Below are 15,289 nucleotides of genomic sequence, written 5' to 3'. Positions count from 1 at the left end.
TTTAACCATTATTTAATATAATAGGAATCATTCTCATTATTATTTAAGTATTTTAATGAGATAAGGCAATACATGATTTTATTGATTGAATGAACGCGTTTAATTAGGAGGCAAAATATGGCAATCAGCATAACACCACGTCCCAATCTGGGCTCAGGCGCTATCAAGTTTATTGATGGCATCCCTTTTGAAGGAATCGGCTCCGCCGGGTTTACCGAAAACGATTTACTCATCATTGGTGATGACCTGGATAACTTCGACCTGATTGGTGGTGACGGTCATGATGAAATTGAAGGCGGCGGCGGCAATGATATTCTGAAAGGTGGCGCCGGCAACGGCATACTAAAAGGCGGTGATGGTGACGACGACCTTGATGGCCAGGCAGGAACCGAGAAGCTGTTCGGTGGTGCTGGCAACGATATATTGCGCGCCGGCGATGGCTATGACCGGTTAATCGGCGGTGATGGCAATGACACGTTTGGTTTTTATGGTGCCGGGCATTTTGAAATTGCCGATTTTGTGGCAGGCCAGGATCGCCTGTTCTTTGATTCCGAGATTCTGGGCATCCATTCCTTCGTGGAATTGGTATCCCACATCACCAACGTTACCGATAACGGGAATAGCGGATTTACCGTTGAATTTATTGGGGGTGCGGCGACCATTGAGCTGGTTGGCATCAACATAAACTCGATTACCCCGGATATGATTGTGTTTAATCTTTGAGTATATTCAAAGCACAATACTTAATATATATTCAGCTGGTTGCCCTAAGCCCAGGACAGACGACCCGATAGCTCTGAAGACAACGTGATCGGGCCTTGCGGCATCGGCGCAGGCAGCACTACTGCTGCCGTTTCCGGTTCTTGCGGTGGCAACGGTGCAACCGGTTCATTTTCTGCCAGCACCGGTGTTTCAGCGACCAGTTGCCGCGCTTGCGGCTTCTTTTTCAGTTTCGGCTTGGGCGGCTGCAGCTCGGCTTTGAATTCTTCCGCCAATTTGGGCGCAGCGATAAAGTTAACGAAAAGTGTCGCTAGTTGTTCCGGTGGTGGAATCAACCGTTGGCTCCACAGGCCGTAAAGCAGGGCAGCGTGAGCCGCAACGACAAACAACAAACCCGGCCAAAGAAGGCGGGGTTACGCCGAGTTGTCATGCTGTAGGTTGTCATGCTGTAACCGGGTAATTCAGGATGCGGCGCACGCTAAACAAATACAGCAAGCCAATCGGGATAACTAAGCCGAGCAGTCCACCGAGTAGGCGTAATGTTGTTTCAGAGATTGCCTGCTCAACATAACTAAAGTGTGGGAAGTGCTCATAATCTGTGAGTGTGAGCGGTGTATTCTCAAGCGCTTTTGGCAGAAAGAAGCTTTGCCAATTGCGGTGAAACATATCGACTTGTCGAGATAAATGCTGATAGCGGCTATTGTCGGTGCCGGCGACTGCGTTTAACGCCTCCTGCATCACAATCGCTGGCGATAAAAAGCGTAGACTATCGACGATGCGCTGTTGCCGGGCCAATTGATAATCGTACCCAGCCATGATTTGTGCAATTCGGTCAGCCACCGCTTGTTGCACCAATACCCGCCTCCTGGTGGCCGCAGTGTCATCATCGTTTGAGACAGGCTTGACCGTCATTTCAGGATGTTCTTGTTCAAAACGCGCAACAATTGCGTCAGATTCCTTAGTGACATCCACTTGTGCAGCGCGAATTAAACCCACCATTGCCACGCGGGATGAGACTGGATACGCCACGTTGGCAACTATGTTAATCAAGGTCGGTAATACCAACAAAATCACAATCCACAACCCCGTCAAAATCAGCGCGTTCTGTGCAGATGACTTAGCCAACACATTGACCGCAATTGCCAATGCAAACCAGAACAGAATGTAAGCAAACAGCAGAGCTATCCACCAACCCAGTTGTATTAAACTATCCATCGTAGACAAATCTGTACCGGTGACAATCAAGCCCGCCACCGTGATACTCACCATGAGTAAGAAAACAAGACCCGCGCGAAAGCTAAGTTTACCGGCGATCAAAACCCACAACGGCACCGGGTTTGTGAGCATGATGGCCAAGGTACCCTGTTCGCGCTCGGCAGAGAGTAAGTTGTACGAAAGTGCAATAAGCAGGAGTGGTAATAAAAAGACCATGACAAACGCGAGATCGAAATGTCCAATCAGTAAATTGCTGGGGTTTTCGATTTCCTCGTTTAAGGCAAATGACTCCTTATTATCAGCGGATACCATGATGTAGGGCGGATTGAGATCGCTTTGACCGACTGCGGTGGCGGCAAGTGCAGTTGGTGGCAAAATTGCATAAGTTGCCGCATGGCGATTACCCACCCAATAAGCGTTTGCAGGGTTTTCGAAAGCCCTGGCCGGCTTAAGGCTGCCTGCATTAATCTTGCCTAAATTATCTTTCAGTTTCTGCAGGCGTGCCTGCTCTTCGGTGTGCGCAGCCTGTACCGCTTGCTGCTGTTTGTTCACCCATGACTGACCGTTGATAATCGCGTAACTGGCTGCCGCAAACAAAATAAGCGCGATAATCAGGCCTAAGCGGTCGGCACGGAATAATCGGTACTCAAAGTTAACTATCTCTTTTAAATACAGTTGTGTGTGCATAGTTGCAGTTCCTTATGAACGAAGATTTAATAAAACCCGAAAGATTGTTAAGTCATTGCCTCGCATTTCTACCCGTTCCTTATAATGGCCGTAAGCGCCACGTAGCCATTACAGCAAAAGCGATTGCCGCCAACATCCACACCCACAAAATTCTCAGATTCAAACCCTGCTGAGCAATAGCGATGTTCACCTCCGGTATTTTGTGTTCTAACGCTGGAATCTTCTCCCACAAATCACGATTGGAAACATACAAATCATCGCCATTTTTGTGGTGCTGAATCAAATCTTCGCTCATCGTGGTTTGAATCTGCCGCCGGTACAGCTCAGCAGCCGTTGCAAACTGGTTTTGATGAAAAGTATCGGTACCCGCCATGCCCATTGAAAAAGGTCTGAGTACCGCTAGCGGGAACGCAAACCCTGCGATAGCGCGGATATGCTCCTGACGTGCATAGGTATTCCAGAGCACACCGTAGTGTTCATCATAAATGCGGTAGCCGTTCTCATCGTCTTTGCGCAAAGACAGGCCACGGAAACTGACCGGTAAATCCTCAATGCGGGTAACGTTGTACTTTTTAAATACTTCATCACGGAAAGCAGCGAAAGCGGGATGATTTTCATCATGTCCAAAAGTCGCTTTGCGCGCTTCGTTGATACTATTCTGGAATTCCACCTTAGGGAACCTCTGATTAATTCCCCGCAAGTAATATAATTCTGCATCAAACTTTTTCGAGAAGCTATTCATGAAACCTTACCAACAGATGAGTTTTGCTGATGCCGAATACGCCAATAAGGGCAAAGTCACGCGCCGCGAGAAGTTTCTCGATCAACTTGATGGATTATTGCCTTGGCAGGCTATGATTGATGTTATTGAACCACACTATGCGCCAGGCAATGGGCGTGGCCGCAAACCATTTGCCTTGGAATTGATGCTGCGCGCGCATGTTGCGCAAATTATCTACAACTATTCCGATCCGGGCATGGAAGATGCGCTGTATGAGATTGAATCACTGCGCCGTTTTTGCGGCATTCGTCTGGAAGCCGTGCCGGATGAAAGCACCATTTTGCAATTTCGGCATTTACTGGAAAAACACGGGTTAATGGATCAGATCTTCCAGGTCATCAACCAAACGCTGGGTGAGCGTGGGTTGTTCTTGAAAGCCGGCACCATCGTCGATGCCAGCCTGATTGCCGCGCCGACTTCAACCAAAAATAAGAGCCGGTCGCGTGATCCAGAAATGCATTCCAGCAAAAAGGGCAATCAATGGTTTTTCGGCAGCAAGTTTCATATCGGCGTCGATCATGAAACCGGGTTGGTGCATACGCTCAAAGTAACCTCGGGGCATGTCAGCGACGTTGCCGAAGCCGCCGCCCTGCTGCATGGCGAGGAACAGTTTGTTCATGGCGATGCCGGATATCAGGGGCTGGATAAACGCCCGGAGATGCCGGCGGAAAGCCCTCCAGCCTGCGTGATCGCGATGCGTCCGGGCAAACTGGCCAGGCTCACGAAAGACGATTCCGGGGCGGCTCAACTACTGCGCGGTGCCGCCCGTGAGCTGGCGAAACGCCGCGCCAAAGTCGAACACGTGTTTCGGGATATCAAAATCCGCTTTGGGTATGCTAAAAATCGCTATCGCGGCCTGGCCAAAAATGCGGCCCGTTTGACCTTCCTGACAGCCATTGCCAACGTCATCCGTGGTGACGCCTATGAACGTCGACGCCTTGTTGCGTCTGAAATTTGAAAACAAGCCAGTAAATGGACTTGTTTCCAGAGAGAAATAGCTGTTTTCATAAAAATCAGCGTCACTATTTGAAAATAGTGGCTAGTTTTTGAGTGACTGCCGTTCAGAATGTTTGTTTTTCAGAGGTTCCTTAGTGGACGTTGGGCTGACCATGCGGGCTAAATCAGTCATCGCCCTGGGAGCTACAAAACCATTCACGACCCAAAAAGTAAGCAACACAATGAGTGCTTGGCGCGATGATGACAAAGCCGCCGATGCGCCCAGCGCCAAAGCAATAAATCCGGTTAAATAAAGTGCGTAGCCCAAGACCATCCAGGCACCGCGCACGACTAAATTCGCCAGACTTGCGTGTTGATCGCCAGCGAAACCCAAGGCGATAAAGCCCAGCAGCGCCACTGGCAACAGTAATGCACCGATGACCGCCATAATCGCCAGCCCTTTACCGGCGAGTAATTGCGAAGGCTTCACACCAATGCTCAACAATTGCCGCAAGGTGCCGCGTTCGCGCTCACCCGTGAACGCGGAGAATGCAAGCAGCACAATGACTAGCGGTACGAGGTTTTGTAATCCAAACGCCACGGTTAACTCGCCAAAGCGTTGCAACGAGGTCGCATCACGCGCCGGGCGAAAATTGAATTCATTTTGTTTGTGCGCTTCCACCCACACCGTAGAGCCAACAAATTGATCAATACCCGGATCAATGAAAGCTAGCGGACTCACTGGCTTAAAAGCGTATTGCCCGAAATGCGCTGCTCTGTGCGGATTTTTATCGCCCTGATCTAGCCATTGCTGATAAGTCACAGCGCGTGCTGTGGCGCGCTCGGTATCAACACGCTGCATCTGTTGCCAGCCCAGAATAAGCGCAATCAACATGAGCACCAGAATGATGCCGCTGGTCCACCAAAAGCGGGCGTCGCGTAGCAGCTCAAGCAACTCTTTGCGTGCAATGGTGCCGATAGCACCAGCGGCCGGTTTCCATTTGGCAAACAATTCATTGCTGATAACATTGGCGGTAGTGTTCATGCGGTCTCCTTTCTTTCGGCAATGTCGAGATAAAGCCGTTCGAGATCAGCATGGCCGAGATCTTCGGTTGTCAGCGTTGACACCAGTGTTCCGCGCTGCATGATACCCACGCGTGTGCCGACCTGCTTGGCAAGGAAGAGGTCATGCGTGGCCATCAGAATCGCTACGCCCTGAGTCTTGAGCCGATCCAGTAGTTTGGAGAATTCGTTCGCTGCTTGCGGATCGAGACCGGAGGTCGGCTCGTCGAGTAACAGTGCTTGCGCGTTTTTCGCCATCGCAATCGCAATGCCTACTTTCTGCCGCATGCCCTTCGAGTACCCGGAGACGCGTTTGAGCGCCGCATCTTTCGCCAGTCCCGCTTGCGTGAGTAATTCGAGCAACTCATGCCCGGGTCGCTTATGTCCCAGCGCGAGCGTAGTGAAAAAATCAAGATTCTCAAGGCCGGAAAGACTGGGATAGAGCATGACTGTTTCAGGAATGTAGGCGATGTGACGCTTCACCTCGAGCGGTTCATCACTGACGCCGATACCGTTCACCAGCGCACGTCCACTGGTTGGTGCCACGAAATTCAGAAACAAATTGATCGTTGTGGTTTTTCCGGCGCCGTTCGCGCCCAGCAAGCAGAAAATCTCGCCGCTATTAACAGTAAGATTAAGTTTGTTCAGCGCAATAACACCGTTATAGTCTTTAGTGAGTTCAGTAGCTTGTAACATTTCGAGCCTCCATTAATATTAATAGTTTTTAGTTAAAAGAAAAACCGCAGGGAACCGAAAATGCTGCGCGCATTACCCGGTAATGCTCCAGCAAAGGTCGGGTTGATAAAGTAATTCGTGTCTGTCAGATTTCTCAAGTTCAGCGCAGCTTCCAATCCAGCCAGGCGATAGCTGCTGCGGTAGGAAAGGGCCGCATCAAACACGGTGTAGGCTGGCACCCTGAGAAGATTCAAGCTGTCCGCAAAAGCGTCACTTTTATGCGTCACGCCAAAACCAAAAGTCAGGCCGCGCGCAACACCGGTTTGAATCTGGTAGGTTTGCCACAAACTGGATATGTGATTGCTGGCCCCTGCGGGGCGTGTGCCGTGGATACTTTGGTCTTTTACCCCAAAATTCGCATTACTCGCCACAGCACGCGACAACGTTTCCGGATCCATCCACACCGAATTACCTAGAATGTTCCATCCAGAAACCGGATTTAGATTGAAGGATAGCTCCACTCCTCGAGATCGATCTCTACCATCTTGAGTTGGTAGGCCACCACTGCCTGGTAAAAGAATAAAAAAGTTATTACGCTGAGTATCGAATAGCGCTACATTCAAATCAAGCTTATCGTTCAACAGCGTGGTTTTAGCGCCCACTTCTATTTGCGAAGATGTTTCAGGGGCTGCAGGTAATGCTTTGCTTTCAGTCGCTAAGTTGATAAAGGCTCCCGTGCTATAGCCCACATAAAACGCTAAGGATGGTGTAGGCTGAAACACTCCACCTATTGATCCGGTCGTGAAGGATTTACTATGAACAAGTTCACGGTATTTAGATACCCCCGCAAGACTCTGAACACTGCGTTCAAAACCTTTATCCTCATAATTGATAATGTCATGACGCACCCCACCGCGTAGTTTCCAACGCTCACCAAACGCCAGTTGATCCTGCCCATAGGAACCTCTGAAAAACAAACATTCTGAACGGCAGTCACTCAAAAACTAGCCACTATTTTCAAATAGTGACGCTGATTTTTATGAAAACAGCTATTTCTCTCTGGAAACAAGTCCATTTACTGGCTTGTTTTCAAATTTCAGACGCAACAAGGCGTCGACGTTCATAGGCGTCACCACGGATGACGTTGGCAATGGCTGTCAGGAAGGTCAAACGGGCCGCATTTTTGGCCAGGCCGCGATAGCGATTTTTAGCATACCCAAAGCGGATTTTGATATCCCGAAACACGTGTTCGACTTTGGCGCGGCGTTTCGCCAGCTCACGGGCGGCACCGCGCAGTAGTTGAGCCGCCCCGGAATCGTCTTTCGTGAGCCTGGCCAGTTTGCCCGGACGCATCGCGATCACGCAGGCTGGAGGGCTTTCCGCCGGCATCTCCGGGCGTTTATCCAGCCCCTGATATCCGGCATCGCCATGAACAAACTGTTCCTCGCCATGCAGCAGGGCGGCGGCTTCGGCAACGTCGCTGACATGCCCCGAGGTTACTTTGAGCGTATGCACCAACCCGGTTTCATGATCGACGCCGATATGAAACTTGCTGCCGAAAAACCATTGATTGCCCTTTTTGCTGGAATGCATTTCTGGATCACGCGACCGGCTCTTATTTTTGGTTGAAGTCGGCGCGGCAATCAGGCTGGCATCGACGATGGTGCCGGCTTTCAAGAACAACCCACGCTCACCCAGCGTTTGGTTGATGACCTGGAAGATCTGATCCATTAACCCGTGTTTTTCCAGTAAATGCCGAAATTGCAAAATGGTGCTTTCATCCGGCACGGCTTCCAGACGAATGCCGCAAAAACGGCGCAGTGATTCAATCTCATACAGCGCATCTTCCATGCCCGGATCGGAATAGTTGTAGATAATTTGCGCAACATGCGCGCGCAGCATCAATTCCAAGGCAAATGGTTTGCGGCCACGCCCATTGCCTGGCGCATAGTGTGGTTCAATAACATCAATCATAGCCTGCCAAGGCAATAATCCATCAAGTTGATCGAGAAACTTCTCGCGGCGCGTGACTTTGCCCTTATTGGCGTATTCGGCATCAGCAAAACTCATCTGTTGGTAAGGTTTCATGAATAGCTTCTCGAAAAAGTTTGATGCAGAATTATATTACTTGCGGGGAATTAATCAGAGGTTCCCATAGAAAGAAATGGTATCGCTGGTCATCTTTCGTAACCGTCCAACGCTCCCATCTATCTTTCCTGCTGTTTAAGTGATTGAATGAACGCTGGTGTAAGTGGCAGCAATTCATCGATGCGGTTATTGGGCCAGGTCGGTAGTCTGGCGAGGGTGTCTGCAAGCCATGCGGCGGGATCGAGTTTGTTGAGTTGCGCGGTACCGAACAAGGTTTGAATGGCAGCGGCGCGTTGACCGGCACGTTCCGATCCGGTGAATAGCCAATTCTTTTTGCCGATTGCGATCGGGCGGATGGTGTTCTCCACCGGGTTGTTGTCGATCGGAAGAGAGCCGGTTTGTGCGTAGCGGATGAGACCTGGCCAGCGTCTGAGGGTATAGTCGAGTGCTTTGGCGGAGCCGCCGCCATTTGCGGTCTGGCTACGGGTTTGCATCAGCCAGTCATGCAATGCATGCAGTGCGGGCAGGCTTCTGTCTGCCCGCAGTTGCAGACGATCTTCGATGCTCAGGTCTTTGCCTTCTGCTTCGATTGCGTATAAGACGCTGATGCGCTGTATCGCTGCCAATGCCATCGTGCTGGCATTGGCCTGGTACAGGTCAAAGAATTTGCGTCGCGCATGCGCCCAGCACGCCAATTCGACGCAAGGCGATGTGGCTGTGGAAAAAAGTGCTTTATACCCAGCATAGTCATCGACCATCAGGTGTCCTTGCCAATTTTGCAGAAAGTGCCGCGCATGCTGACCGCTACGGCCAGCTTGATAGTCGAAGACGATGATACGCGGCCCGGGTTCAAGATCATTGCTGCGGTAGGCCCACAGGTAGGCTTTACGGGTTTTGCCGCGACCGGGTTCCAATTGTGCAACTGGTGTTTCATCGGCATGCAGCGTGTTGCCCTGCAGTAGATGCCAGGTTAGGCGATCGACCAATGGTTGCAGGGCTACGCCGGTACGGCCTACCCATTCGGCCAGGGTGGAACGGGGCAGCGTGACCTGGTCACGGGCAGCAATCTGCTCCAGGCGATAAAGTGGCAGGTGATTCAGGTATTTGTTTGTCATCACCCAGGCAAGCAGGCCCGGGGCGGCCATGCCGCCATCGATGACTGCCGGTGGCACGGGTTCTGCCGTGATGGTTTCACAGGATTTGCAGGCGTACTGTGGGCGAATGTGGCGATGAACGAAGAATCTGGCGGGTTCCACGTCGAGCTGCTCGGTGATGTCTTCTCTGATATTAGTCAGATCGCAACCGCATCGGTCACATTGGCAGGATGCGGGTTCATGCCGGTGTTCGATGCGCGGCAGGTGATCTGGCAGCGGCTGACGACCGGCGCGGGTACGCGGCACTTTGGTGGCATTGGGGGTTGGTGTGCTGTTGATCTGTTCGATTTCAGCCTCAATGGCCGTGATATCGGTCAGCGCCGATTCTTCAAACAAAGAAAGCTGCCTGGGTGACAAGGCAGACAACGCTTCATTTTTCCTGCCAAATCGGATACGGCGCAGATGCGCCAATTCCAGGGTGAGCGCCTGAATCTTGAGTTCCAGCGCATAAACTGTCTGCTGTGTTTGCTGGGTCAGATCAAGCTGAAATGCCTGAACCAGATTGACCACCTGTTGTTTGGTGGCCGTATCGAGGTTGAGTTGATCCAGTTGCGCCAGTGAATTCATGAGATGAATTATACCACGAAATCGCAATCAACCGCCTGTTAATAAACAACTATTACATATTTTCTACACCTGAAAATGCCATTGTGGCCGCGCCGATAAACGCCGCCAGTCTACGCCGGCAATCAACCATTCCCACTGCGATAGCGCTAACTCGACACACGCCGCATCCTGCCTCGGCCAGACAAACCGCCCCTGATGCAGGCGGCGCTGACATAACCACACCCCCGTGCCATCCCACAGCAAGACCTTGATGCGATTGCCCGCGCGATTGCAGAATATGAACGCCGAACCCGCGCAGGGCGGGTGACCCAATACCTGCTGCACAATCATCGATAAGCCATCCATGCCGCGACGCATATCCACCGGATCGACCGCCAGCCAGATCTTACCCGCGTGCGCAATCAACCCAGACATGACAGCAATTCTCCCAGCCATCGCGGGGAAACGCTCAGTGGTAATTCCAACACATGCGTACCGTGACAGCGAAGCTGCAATACTTCCACTGACGCTGCTGTCGGCTTGATCGTAACCGGAATCAAGGCTGGCAGCTTGATATCATCGCGCCCACGCCGGTGAGCGCGCAACCAATTCCCAAACGTCTTCGCATTCAACCCGAGCGCCCGGCAATAGGCTGCCTGCGACAAACCGCTCGTTTGCCAGTTGCTGATATGCTTTTGCTTATCATCCTGTAATGCCATGGCTTATCCTCCTGTAAGGTAATGCAGAGGAGAATAATCCAGAAAATTGTGATTGCGTAGATGGGAGCGTTGGACGGTTACCATCTTTCGGTCAAACAGTTGAAAATTTGTGTTTCCTGACAGTGAGGTTTCCGTAATGACGGGGTTACGAATATTGGCAATATCAGGGAAGAGATATATATCAACATTTGACTTAATATTCGTATTTTTATATTCAATTCCGCCCAATAGTGTGTGATTAACCAGGCCAGTATTTGTTTTCCAGATTAACTCATTCTGGAAAGTGGTGTAATTAGCACTATCAGATTGTCTACGCGCATTTCGCCCCGTTACGGCATCATTGGCTAACGATACAGTAGCCGAAAGATTTCTTATTAAATCCAAGTCTCGGTGGTCATACGCAACTGCCGTGCGCATGCTTAGTGTGTCGGATATTATCCAATCGTGGGTAACTCCAATACGGTCAATTTTCTGATTTGTTTTATTAAATGGCGTGTAGTAGCGTGTCTCACGGGATACATTGGCAAGATCGCCTCTGGCATCGAAAAGAATACCGAAGTTATCGGGTTTAACTTGAATATCGCGGTGGTTAAAATCAATTCTCAGCGTTTTATTATTGGCTATGTTCCAGGTCATACTGGGAGAAATCTCCATAATGTCGCGCGTGAGGCCACGAAAACCATCGGCATGCTCTATATCTGCAATAACACGTCCGGCAACACGCTGGCCCATGGGGCCAGTCAGGTCGAGATAACCATTACGCGTCCCGAAACTGCCAAGAAAAGTCCCCATGGATAAGCCAAATTTATCTTGTGGTCTTAGGGTGACCATATTGATACTGCCACCAGGGTTGCCTGCGCCAAATAGCGCAGAGCCTGGGCCTTTCAGTACCTCGATCCGGTCAACATCGTACATGGTACGGGTATAGCCATTTTGCGCAGGCCCATCGGGTATCCCGTCGCGTAAAAAACTCATCAGTAAACCGCGCGAGGTGAACTGGTCGGCAAATCCATAGCCACCCGCCATATGAGGTTGAATGCTGCTGACATTGCGCATCGCATCGTTCATGGTATATGCGCCCTGCTCGCGCAATATGGCCGCCGGTACTACTGCGACGCTGGCAGGGATATCCCGTAGCGGTGTATCCGTCTTGCTACCCGTCCCCGCTACATCGTCAGGAGATCCCGCTCGCACCCGATTGGTCATGATCTTCACTTCATTAAGTATTACCTCCCTACTCAGGGGTACCGTGTTCGATTGCGCGACTGTGGCCGCAGCTTCCTTAGGTTGTTTCGCTGTCTCTTGCGCGTGAGTGGAACACGCCAAGGAGATCATCAACACAGCCAGCAAGTTTCTGTTCATATTCGTATAGCCTCCAGATACAGTTATGGTTTCTAGCTGGCTGACTTGAAAGGCTGGCTGGCTGTGGGTAAAAGCGGATTGTTTATTGGGTAAACATGAATTCCTCGTTACGGGTAATGTGCCTGCTATTAGACGACAATTAACCTGTCCGGTCTGACGACAATTATCTTGACCGGTTGAGTGAAAGTATCAGTATGAGTTCTTTTCTATATAAGGAGAAAGAACTTGCCTGGAAAACATATCACTCATCAACAGGAAGCTATTTATATGAAGAATCGTCAGATAGGGCATGGTCAGGAGACAGCGGCAGCGAAAGCGGGGGGTAAGTATCCGCAGTGGCCGCAGGATTGAGAAGGGTGTGCGGGTGGAGAAGTCGCAACGGCAATGGCGCACGCGCCAGGATCCTTTGAGCTGGTTTGGGAGACCGAATTGGTTCCATTGCTGTACGGGGAACCTGAACTGACCGGGACTACGCTTTGGGAGTACCTGGATGATCGATATCCCGGCCAATACCCGGAGAAATTGCTCAGAAGCTTGCAGCGCCGTGTAAAACACTGGCGGGCAACGCAAGGTCCCGGTAAGGCGGTCATGTTTTGCCAGTCGGTGCCTGCCGGGCACCAGGGGTTGTCCGATTTTACCTGGCCGCGCACGGCAATCACGATTGCAGGCAAACCATTTGATCACCTGCTGTATCAGTTTCGTCTGGCTTATAGTCATTGGCGCGCGGTTCATATCATCCGGGGCGGGGAAAGTTATAGTGCGTTGGCCGATGGTTTGCAGACCGCCTTGCATAAACTGGGCGGCGTGCCCAGGGAACATCGCACCGACAGCCTGAGTGCCGCATACGTCAATGCGAGCCAAAAACAAGAACTCACGCAATCTTATGCGGCGCTGTGTCAACACTATGGCATGAAGCCTACGGTCAATAACCTGGGCGTCAGCCATGAAAATGGCGCCGTAGAAAATGCCCATGGTTCGCTCAAACACCGGATTGAGCAGGCGATCAAACTGCGGGGATCTGCGGATTTCGAAAGTGTGGGTGCCTACCGCCGTTTTCTTGAACGGATCGTCGATAAGCTCAATCTGCGCTGCAGGGGGCGATTGGCGGAAGAGCAATCGCATCTCCAGCCACTGCCACGCTACCGCTTCATGGACTTCAGTGAACTGACCGTCAAAGTGACCACCAGTAGCACCATAGCGGTCAAACGGGGACTCTACAGTGTGCCATCCAGACTCATTGGCGAGAACATCCGGGTTCATCTCTATCACGATCGTCTGGAATGCTTTGTCGGCCAAACACCGGTCATTACCTTACCGCGCGCGTATCCGAAAGCGCCGGAAGGACGCGCCCGGCGCATCGATTACCGTCATGTGATTCATGCATTGGCGGCAAAGCCACAAGCCTTTCGCTTTTCCCGGCTGCGGGATGATCTGTTGCCAACGCCACAGTATCACCAGCTGTGGGCGCGGGTACAACAACAATTTGATCCCGGACTCGCTTGCAAATGGATGGTATCAGTGCTGCGTTTTGCCTACGACTATGATTGCGAGAGCCAGTTGGCCGCTGAATTGTTGCAACAACATCCGCTACCTGAACTGCAAACACTGCAAAAGCGATTTCTGCGGCAGCATGCGCCACAGCCGGACATCCCAATTAAACAACACACTGCGGATACCTACGATCAACTCCTCAGCGGAAACTGGGCAACGCAAGGAGGGCAGCTCATGTCTGAATCGCTCCCACTGATGCTCAAGGAACTCAGACTCCCTGCCTTTGGCCAGCATTACCGGCACTTCCAGGATCAAGCCGCAGAACACGCCTGGAGCTACAGCCAATATCTCGCCGCCCTGTGCGAACAGGAAGTCGCCCAGCGCTTCCAAAGCAGAATCAGCAACTGGACGCATGAAGCCAGACTACCGCGCGGCAAAAGCTTTGCCACTCTGGCTCTGACCGAACTGCCTCAAGCCGCTCAGAAAAAAATCATCACGCTGCGCGACAATACCTACTGGGCAAGCCAGGCAGACAATGTGTTGCTGATCGGTCCCTCCGGTGTCGGCAAATCACATGTGGCGGCAGCATTGGGGTTGCATTTGATTGAACAAGGCATCCGCGTCAAGTGGATATCAGCTACCGCACTCGTTCAACTTCTGCAGCAAGCCAGGAAAGAACTGGACTTGATGTCCGCCATGACGCGGCTGGATAAATACCGTGTACTGATCGTTGATGATATCGGCTATGTCAAAAAGACCGATTCGGAAACACAAGTATTGTTTGACTTCATTGCCCATCGCTATGAAAGCGGAAGTCTCATCATTACTTCAAACCAGCCTTTTAGCCAGTGGGATCAAATCTTCCCCGACACCATGATGACTGTTGCCGCCATCGACCGGATCATCCATCACGCAACCATCATCGAAATCGACAGTGAAAGTTATAGGAGGAAAAACCAGAAAAAATCATGAAGTAGCTAATAAACTCAACCGGCCATCATAATTGTCGTCAAAGCGGCCAAGATAATTGACGCGAGATAGCCTGCGGCATTGCTCGTTCCTGTGCATAGGGACCATGTTGTCGTTTTGCGCACATTCCTGAATCTTGGTAGGATGTTCGGGTGTCAACCACCCGGAGATAAGCGGCTTCATGATGGTGACAGGGTTTGGAACATAAGGACGAACGAAGCGGTGAGGGTCGTGCCGATCAAGCCCACTGCCAAAAGCCGCGGGCCATGTAAACGACTCCATAGCAGGGTGCCGGTGATTGACAGAATCAGCAGCCCCCCTGCCAAGGTGTCGGTGAGCAATATCCAGGCATTGGACATGCCACTTCCCTTATGCAGATTGTTTAGCACTGCCCAAACATTGGCATTTTTTTGCTCAATATGCGTGTCTGCGTCACCCTTCCAGTATTCCGCAGACACACTAAGGTCGGGGGTAATGAGCGTGACGCGCCAGTTTTCCGGTTGTTCTATCAGACCGCCACCCCAGGGAACCGGGCTGGCGGGTTTTTTCTGGATACGGGACTTGGCATCGGGCAGCTTGAATTCCGCGCGTAGCCAAGTTTCCAGCGTTTCGGGCGATTGCAGGCTGGCAGCAGGAGGCATCAATTTATGGCGGATTTCCTGTTGTTTAGCAAGTGGAATTTTCATCTCGCTGCGATGATTGAGTAGGATGCCCGATACACCAAACACCAATCCCAATACTGCTCCCCATAAGCCTAACCATGCATGAGTACGGCGTAGCCAAACGACAAAGCGGCCACCCCGTTTCATGCGCTGTGTTAAGGAACCTCTGAAAAACAAACATTCTGAACGGCAGTCACTCAAAAACTGACCACTACTTCAAAT

The 15,289-nt window shown here is 51.3% G+C and carries 15 protein-coding genes and 1 pseudogene; 4 read left to right on the top strand and 12 right to left on the bottom strand.

Annotation, left to right across the window (positions count from 1 at the left end):
- Positions 1-117: 117 nt before the first annotated feature.
- On the top strand, positions 118-723 hold the full coding sequence (locus IPG31_04375; GenBank protein ID MBK6617623.1) for a hemolysin expression modulating protein: 606 nt from the start codon (positions 118-120) through the stop codon (positions 721-723).
- 44 nt (positions 724-767) lie between these two features.
- On the opposite strand, the gene IPG31_04370 is transcribed toward IPG31_04375, so the two are convergent.
- The 3 genes from IPG31_04370 to IPG31_04360 all read right to left on the bottom strand — a co-directional run bounded on the left by IPG31_04370 (position 768) and on the right by IPG31_04360 (position 3,292).
- A complete protein-coding gene (locus IPG31_04370; GenBank protein ID MBK6617622.1) occupies positions 768-1,055 on the bottom strand; it encodes a hypothetical protein in 288 nt (95 codons plus the stop codon).
- 106 nt (positions 1,056-1,161) lie between these two features.
- A complete protein-coding gene (locus IPG31_04365) occupies positions 1,162-2,622 on the bottom strand; it encodes a DUF3526 domain-containing protein (GenBank protein MBK6617621.1) in 1,461 nt (486 codons plus the stop codon).
- A 79-nt stretch (positions 2,623-2,701) separates the two neighbouring features.
- Positions 2,702-3,292, bottom strand: coding sequence for a DUF3526 domain-containing protein (locus IPG31_04360; protein ID MBK6617620.1), 591 nt, complete (start codon positions 3,290-3,292; stop codon positions 2,702-2,704).
- A gap of 88 nt (positions 3,293-3,380) precedes the next feature.
- Between IPG31_04360 and IPG31_04355 the strand changes: the two genes are divergently transcribed.
- Positions 3,381-4,361, top strand: coding sequence for an IS5 family transposase (locus tag IPG31_04355; GenBank protein MBK6617619.1), 981 nt, complete (start codon positions 3,381-3,383; stop codon positions 4,359-4,361).
- A gap of 81 nt (positions 4,362-4,442) precedes the next feature.
- Here IPG31_04355 and IPG31_04350 read toward each other — a convergent pair whose 3' ends face one another.
- The 8 genes from IPG31_04350 to IPG31_04315 form a co-directional block, all read right to left on the bottom strand.
- Positions 4,443-5,384: an ABC transporter permease subunit gene (locus tag IPG31_04350; GenBank protein ID MBK6617618.1), complete on the bottom strand. Its 942-nt coding sequence runs from the start codon at positions 5,382-5,384 to the stop codon at positions 4,443-4,445.
- Positions 5,381-6,097 (bottom strand): ABC transporter ATP-binding protein, encoded by a 717-nt coding sequence (locus IPG31_04345; protein ID MBK6617617.1) that lies wholly within the window; start codon positions 6,095-6,097, stop codon positions 5,381-5,383. Before IPG31_04345 ends, IPG31_04350 begins: the two co-directional genes overlap by 4 nt.
- A 32-nt stretch (positions 6,098-6,129) precedes the next feature.
- On the bottom strand, positions 6,130-7,077 hold the full coding sequence (locus IPG31_04340) for a TonB-dependent receptor (GenBank protein MBK6617616.1): 948 nt from the start codon (positions 7,075-7,077) through the stop codon (positions 6,130-6,132).
- Positions 7,078-7,165: 88 nt separating this feature from the next.
- Complete coding sequence (locus tag IPG31_04335; GenBank protein ID MBK6617615.1) at positions 7,166-8,146, bottom strand: IS5 family transposase; 981 nt, start codon at positions 8,144-8,146, stop codon at positions 7,166-7,168.
- A gap of 137 nt (positions 8,147-8,283) precedes the next feature.
- Positions 8,284-9,885 carry an IS66 family transposase gene (locus IPG31_04330; GenBank protein ID MBK6617614.1) on the bottom strand — a complete coding sequence of 534 codons (1,602 nt, stop codon included), beginning with the start codon at positions 9,883-9,885 and terminating at the stop codon, positions 8,284-8,286.
- 63 nt (positions 9,886-9,948) lie between these two features.
- A complete protein-coding gene (gene tnpB, locus IPG31_04325) occupies positions 9,949-10,299 on the bottom strand; it encodes an IS66 family insertion sequence element accessory protein TnpB (protein MBK6617613.1) in 351 nt (116 codons plus the stop codon).
- The gene (locus IPG31_04320; protein MBK6617612.1) at positions 10,287-10,583 is read right to left on the bottom strand and encodes an IS66 family insertion sequence element accessory protein TnpB; all 297 of its coding nucleotides are present in this window, start codon (positions 10,581-10,583) and stop codon (positions 10,287-10,289) included. The genes tnpB and IPG31_04320 overlap by 13 nt, the downstream gene beginning before the upstream one ends.
- Before the next feature lie 3 nt (positions 10,584-10,586).
- The gene (locus tag IPG31_04315) at positions 10,587-11,918 is read right to left on the bottom strand and encodes a TonB-dependent receptor plug domain-containing protein (GenBank protein ID MBK6617611.1); all 1,332 of its coding nucleotides are present in this window, start codon (positions 11,916-11,918) and stop codon (positions 10,587-10,589) included.
- Positions 11,919-12,212: 294 nt separating this feature from the next.
- Between IPG31_04315 and IPG31_04310 the strand changes: the two are divergent.
- A pseudogene (locus IPG31_04310) lies at positions 12,213-13,640 on the top strand (IS21 family transposase).
- Between the two features lie 30 nt (positions 13,641-13,670).
- Positions 13,671-14,408 carry an ATP-binding protein gene (locus tag IPG31_04305; GenBank protein MBK6617610.1) on the top strand — a complete coding sequence of 246 codons (738 nt, stop codon included), beginning with the start codon at positions 13,671-13,673 and terminating at the stop codon, positions 14,406-14,408.
- A gap of 176 nt (positions 14,409-14,584) precedes the next feature.
- On the opposite strand, the gene IPG31_04300 is transcribed toward IPG31_04305, so the two are convergent.
- A complete protein-coding gene (locus IPG31_04300; GenBank protein MBK6617609.1) occupies positions 14,585-15,214 on the bottom strand; it encodes a PepSY-associated TM helix domain-containing protein in 630 nt (209 codons plus the stop codon).
- Positions 15,215-15,289: the final 75 nt, after the last annotated feature.

The sequence above is a fragment of the Nitrosomonas sp. genome (assembly GCA_016703745.1).
Taxonomy (GTDB): Bacteria; Pseudomonadota; Gammaproteobacteria; order Burkholderiales; family Nitrosomonadaceae; genus Nitrosomonas.
This window is presented reverse-complemented; position numbering and strand designations above follow the sequence as displayed.

Excerpts from the sequence above, each read along its gene's own strand:
- IPG31_04375 (MBK6617623.1), top strand. The coding sequence starts at position 118 with ATGGCAATCAGCATAACACCACGTCCCAATCTGGGCTCAGGCGCTATC.
- IPG31_04365 (MBK6617621.1), bottom strand. The coding sequence starts at position 2,622 with ATGCACACACAACTGTATTTAAAAGAGATAGTTAACTTTGAGTACCGA.
- IPG31_04355 (MBK6617619.1), top strand. The coding sequence starts at position 3,381 with ATGAGTTTTGCTGATGCCGAATACGCCAATAAGGGCAAAGTCACGCGC.
- IPG31_04350 (MBK6617618.1), bottom strand. The coding sequence starts at position 5,384 with ATGAACACTACCGCCAATGTTATCAGCAATGAATTGTTTGCCAAATGG.
- IPG31_04345 (MBK6617617.1), bottom strand. The coding sequence starts at position 6,097 with ATGTTACAAGCTACTGAACTCACTAAAGACTATAACGGTGTTATTGCG.
- IPG31_04335 (MBK6617615.1), bottom strand. The coding sequence starts at position 8,146 with ATGAGTTTTGCTGATGCCGAATACGCCAATAAGGGCAAAGTCACGCGC.
- IPG31_04330 (MBK6617614.1), bottom strand. The coding sequence starts at position 9,885 with ATGAATTCACTGGCGCAACTGGATCAACTCAACCTCGATACGGCCACC.
- tnpB (MBK6617613.1), bottom strand. The coding sequence starts at position 10,299 with ATGTCTGGGTTGATTGCGCACGCGGGTAAGATCTGGCTGGCGGTCGAT.
- IPG31_04320 (MBK6617612.1), bottom strand. The coding sequence starts at position 10,583 with ATGGCATTACAGGATGATAAGCAAAAGCATATCAGCAACTGGCAAACG.
- IPG31_04315 (MBK6617611.1), bottom strand. The coding sequence starts at position 11,918 with ATGATCTCCTTGGCGTGTTCCACTCACGCGCAAGAGACAGCGAAACAA.
- IPG31_04305 (MBK6617610.1), top strand. The coding sequence starts at position 13,671 with ATGTCTGAATCGCTCCCACTGATGCTCAAGGAACTCAGACTCCCTGCC.
- IPG31_04300 (MBK6617609.1), bottom strand. The coding sequence starts at position 15,214 with ATGAAACGGGGTGGCCGCTTTGTCGTTTGGCTACGCCGTACTCATGCA.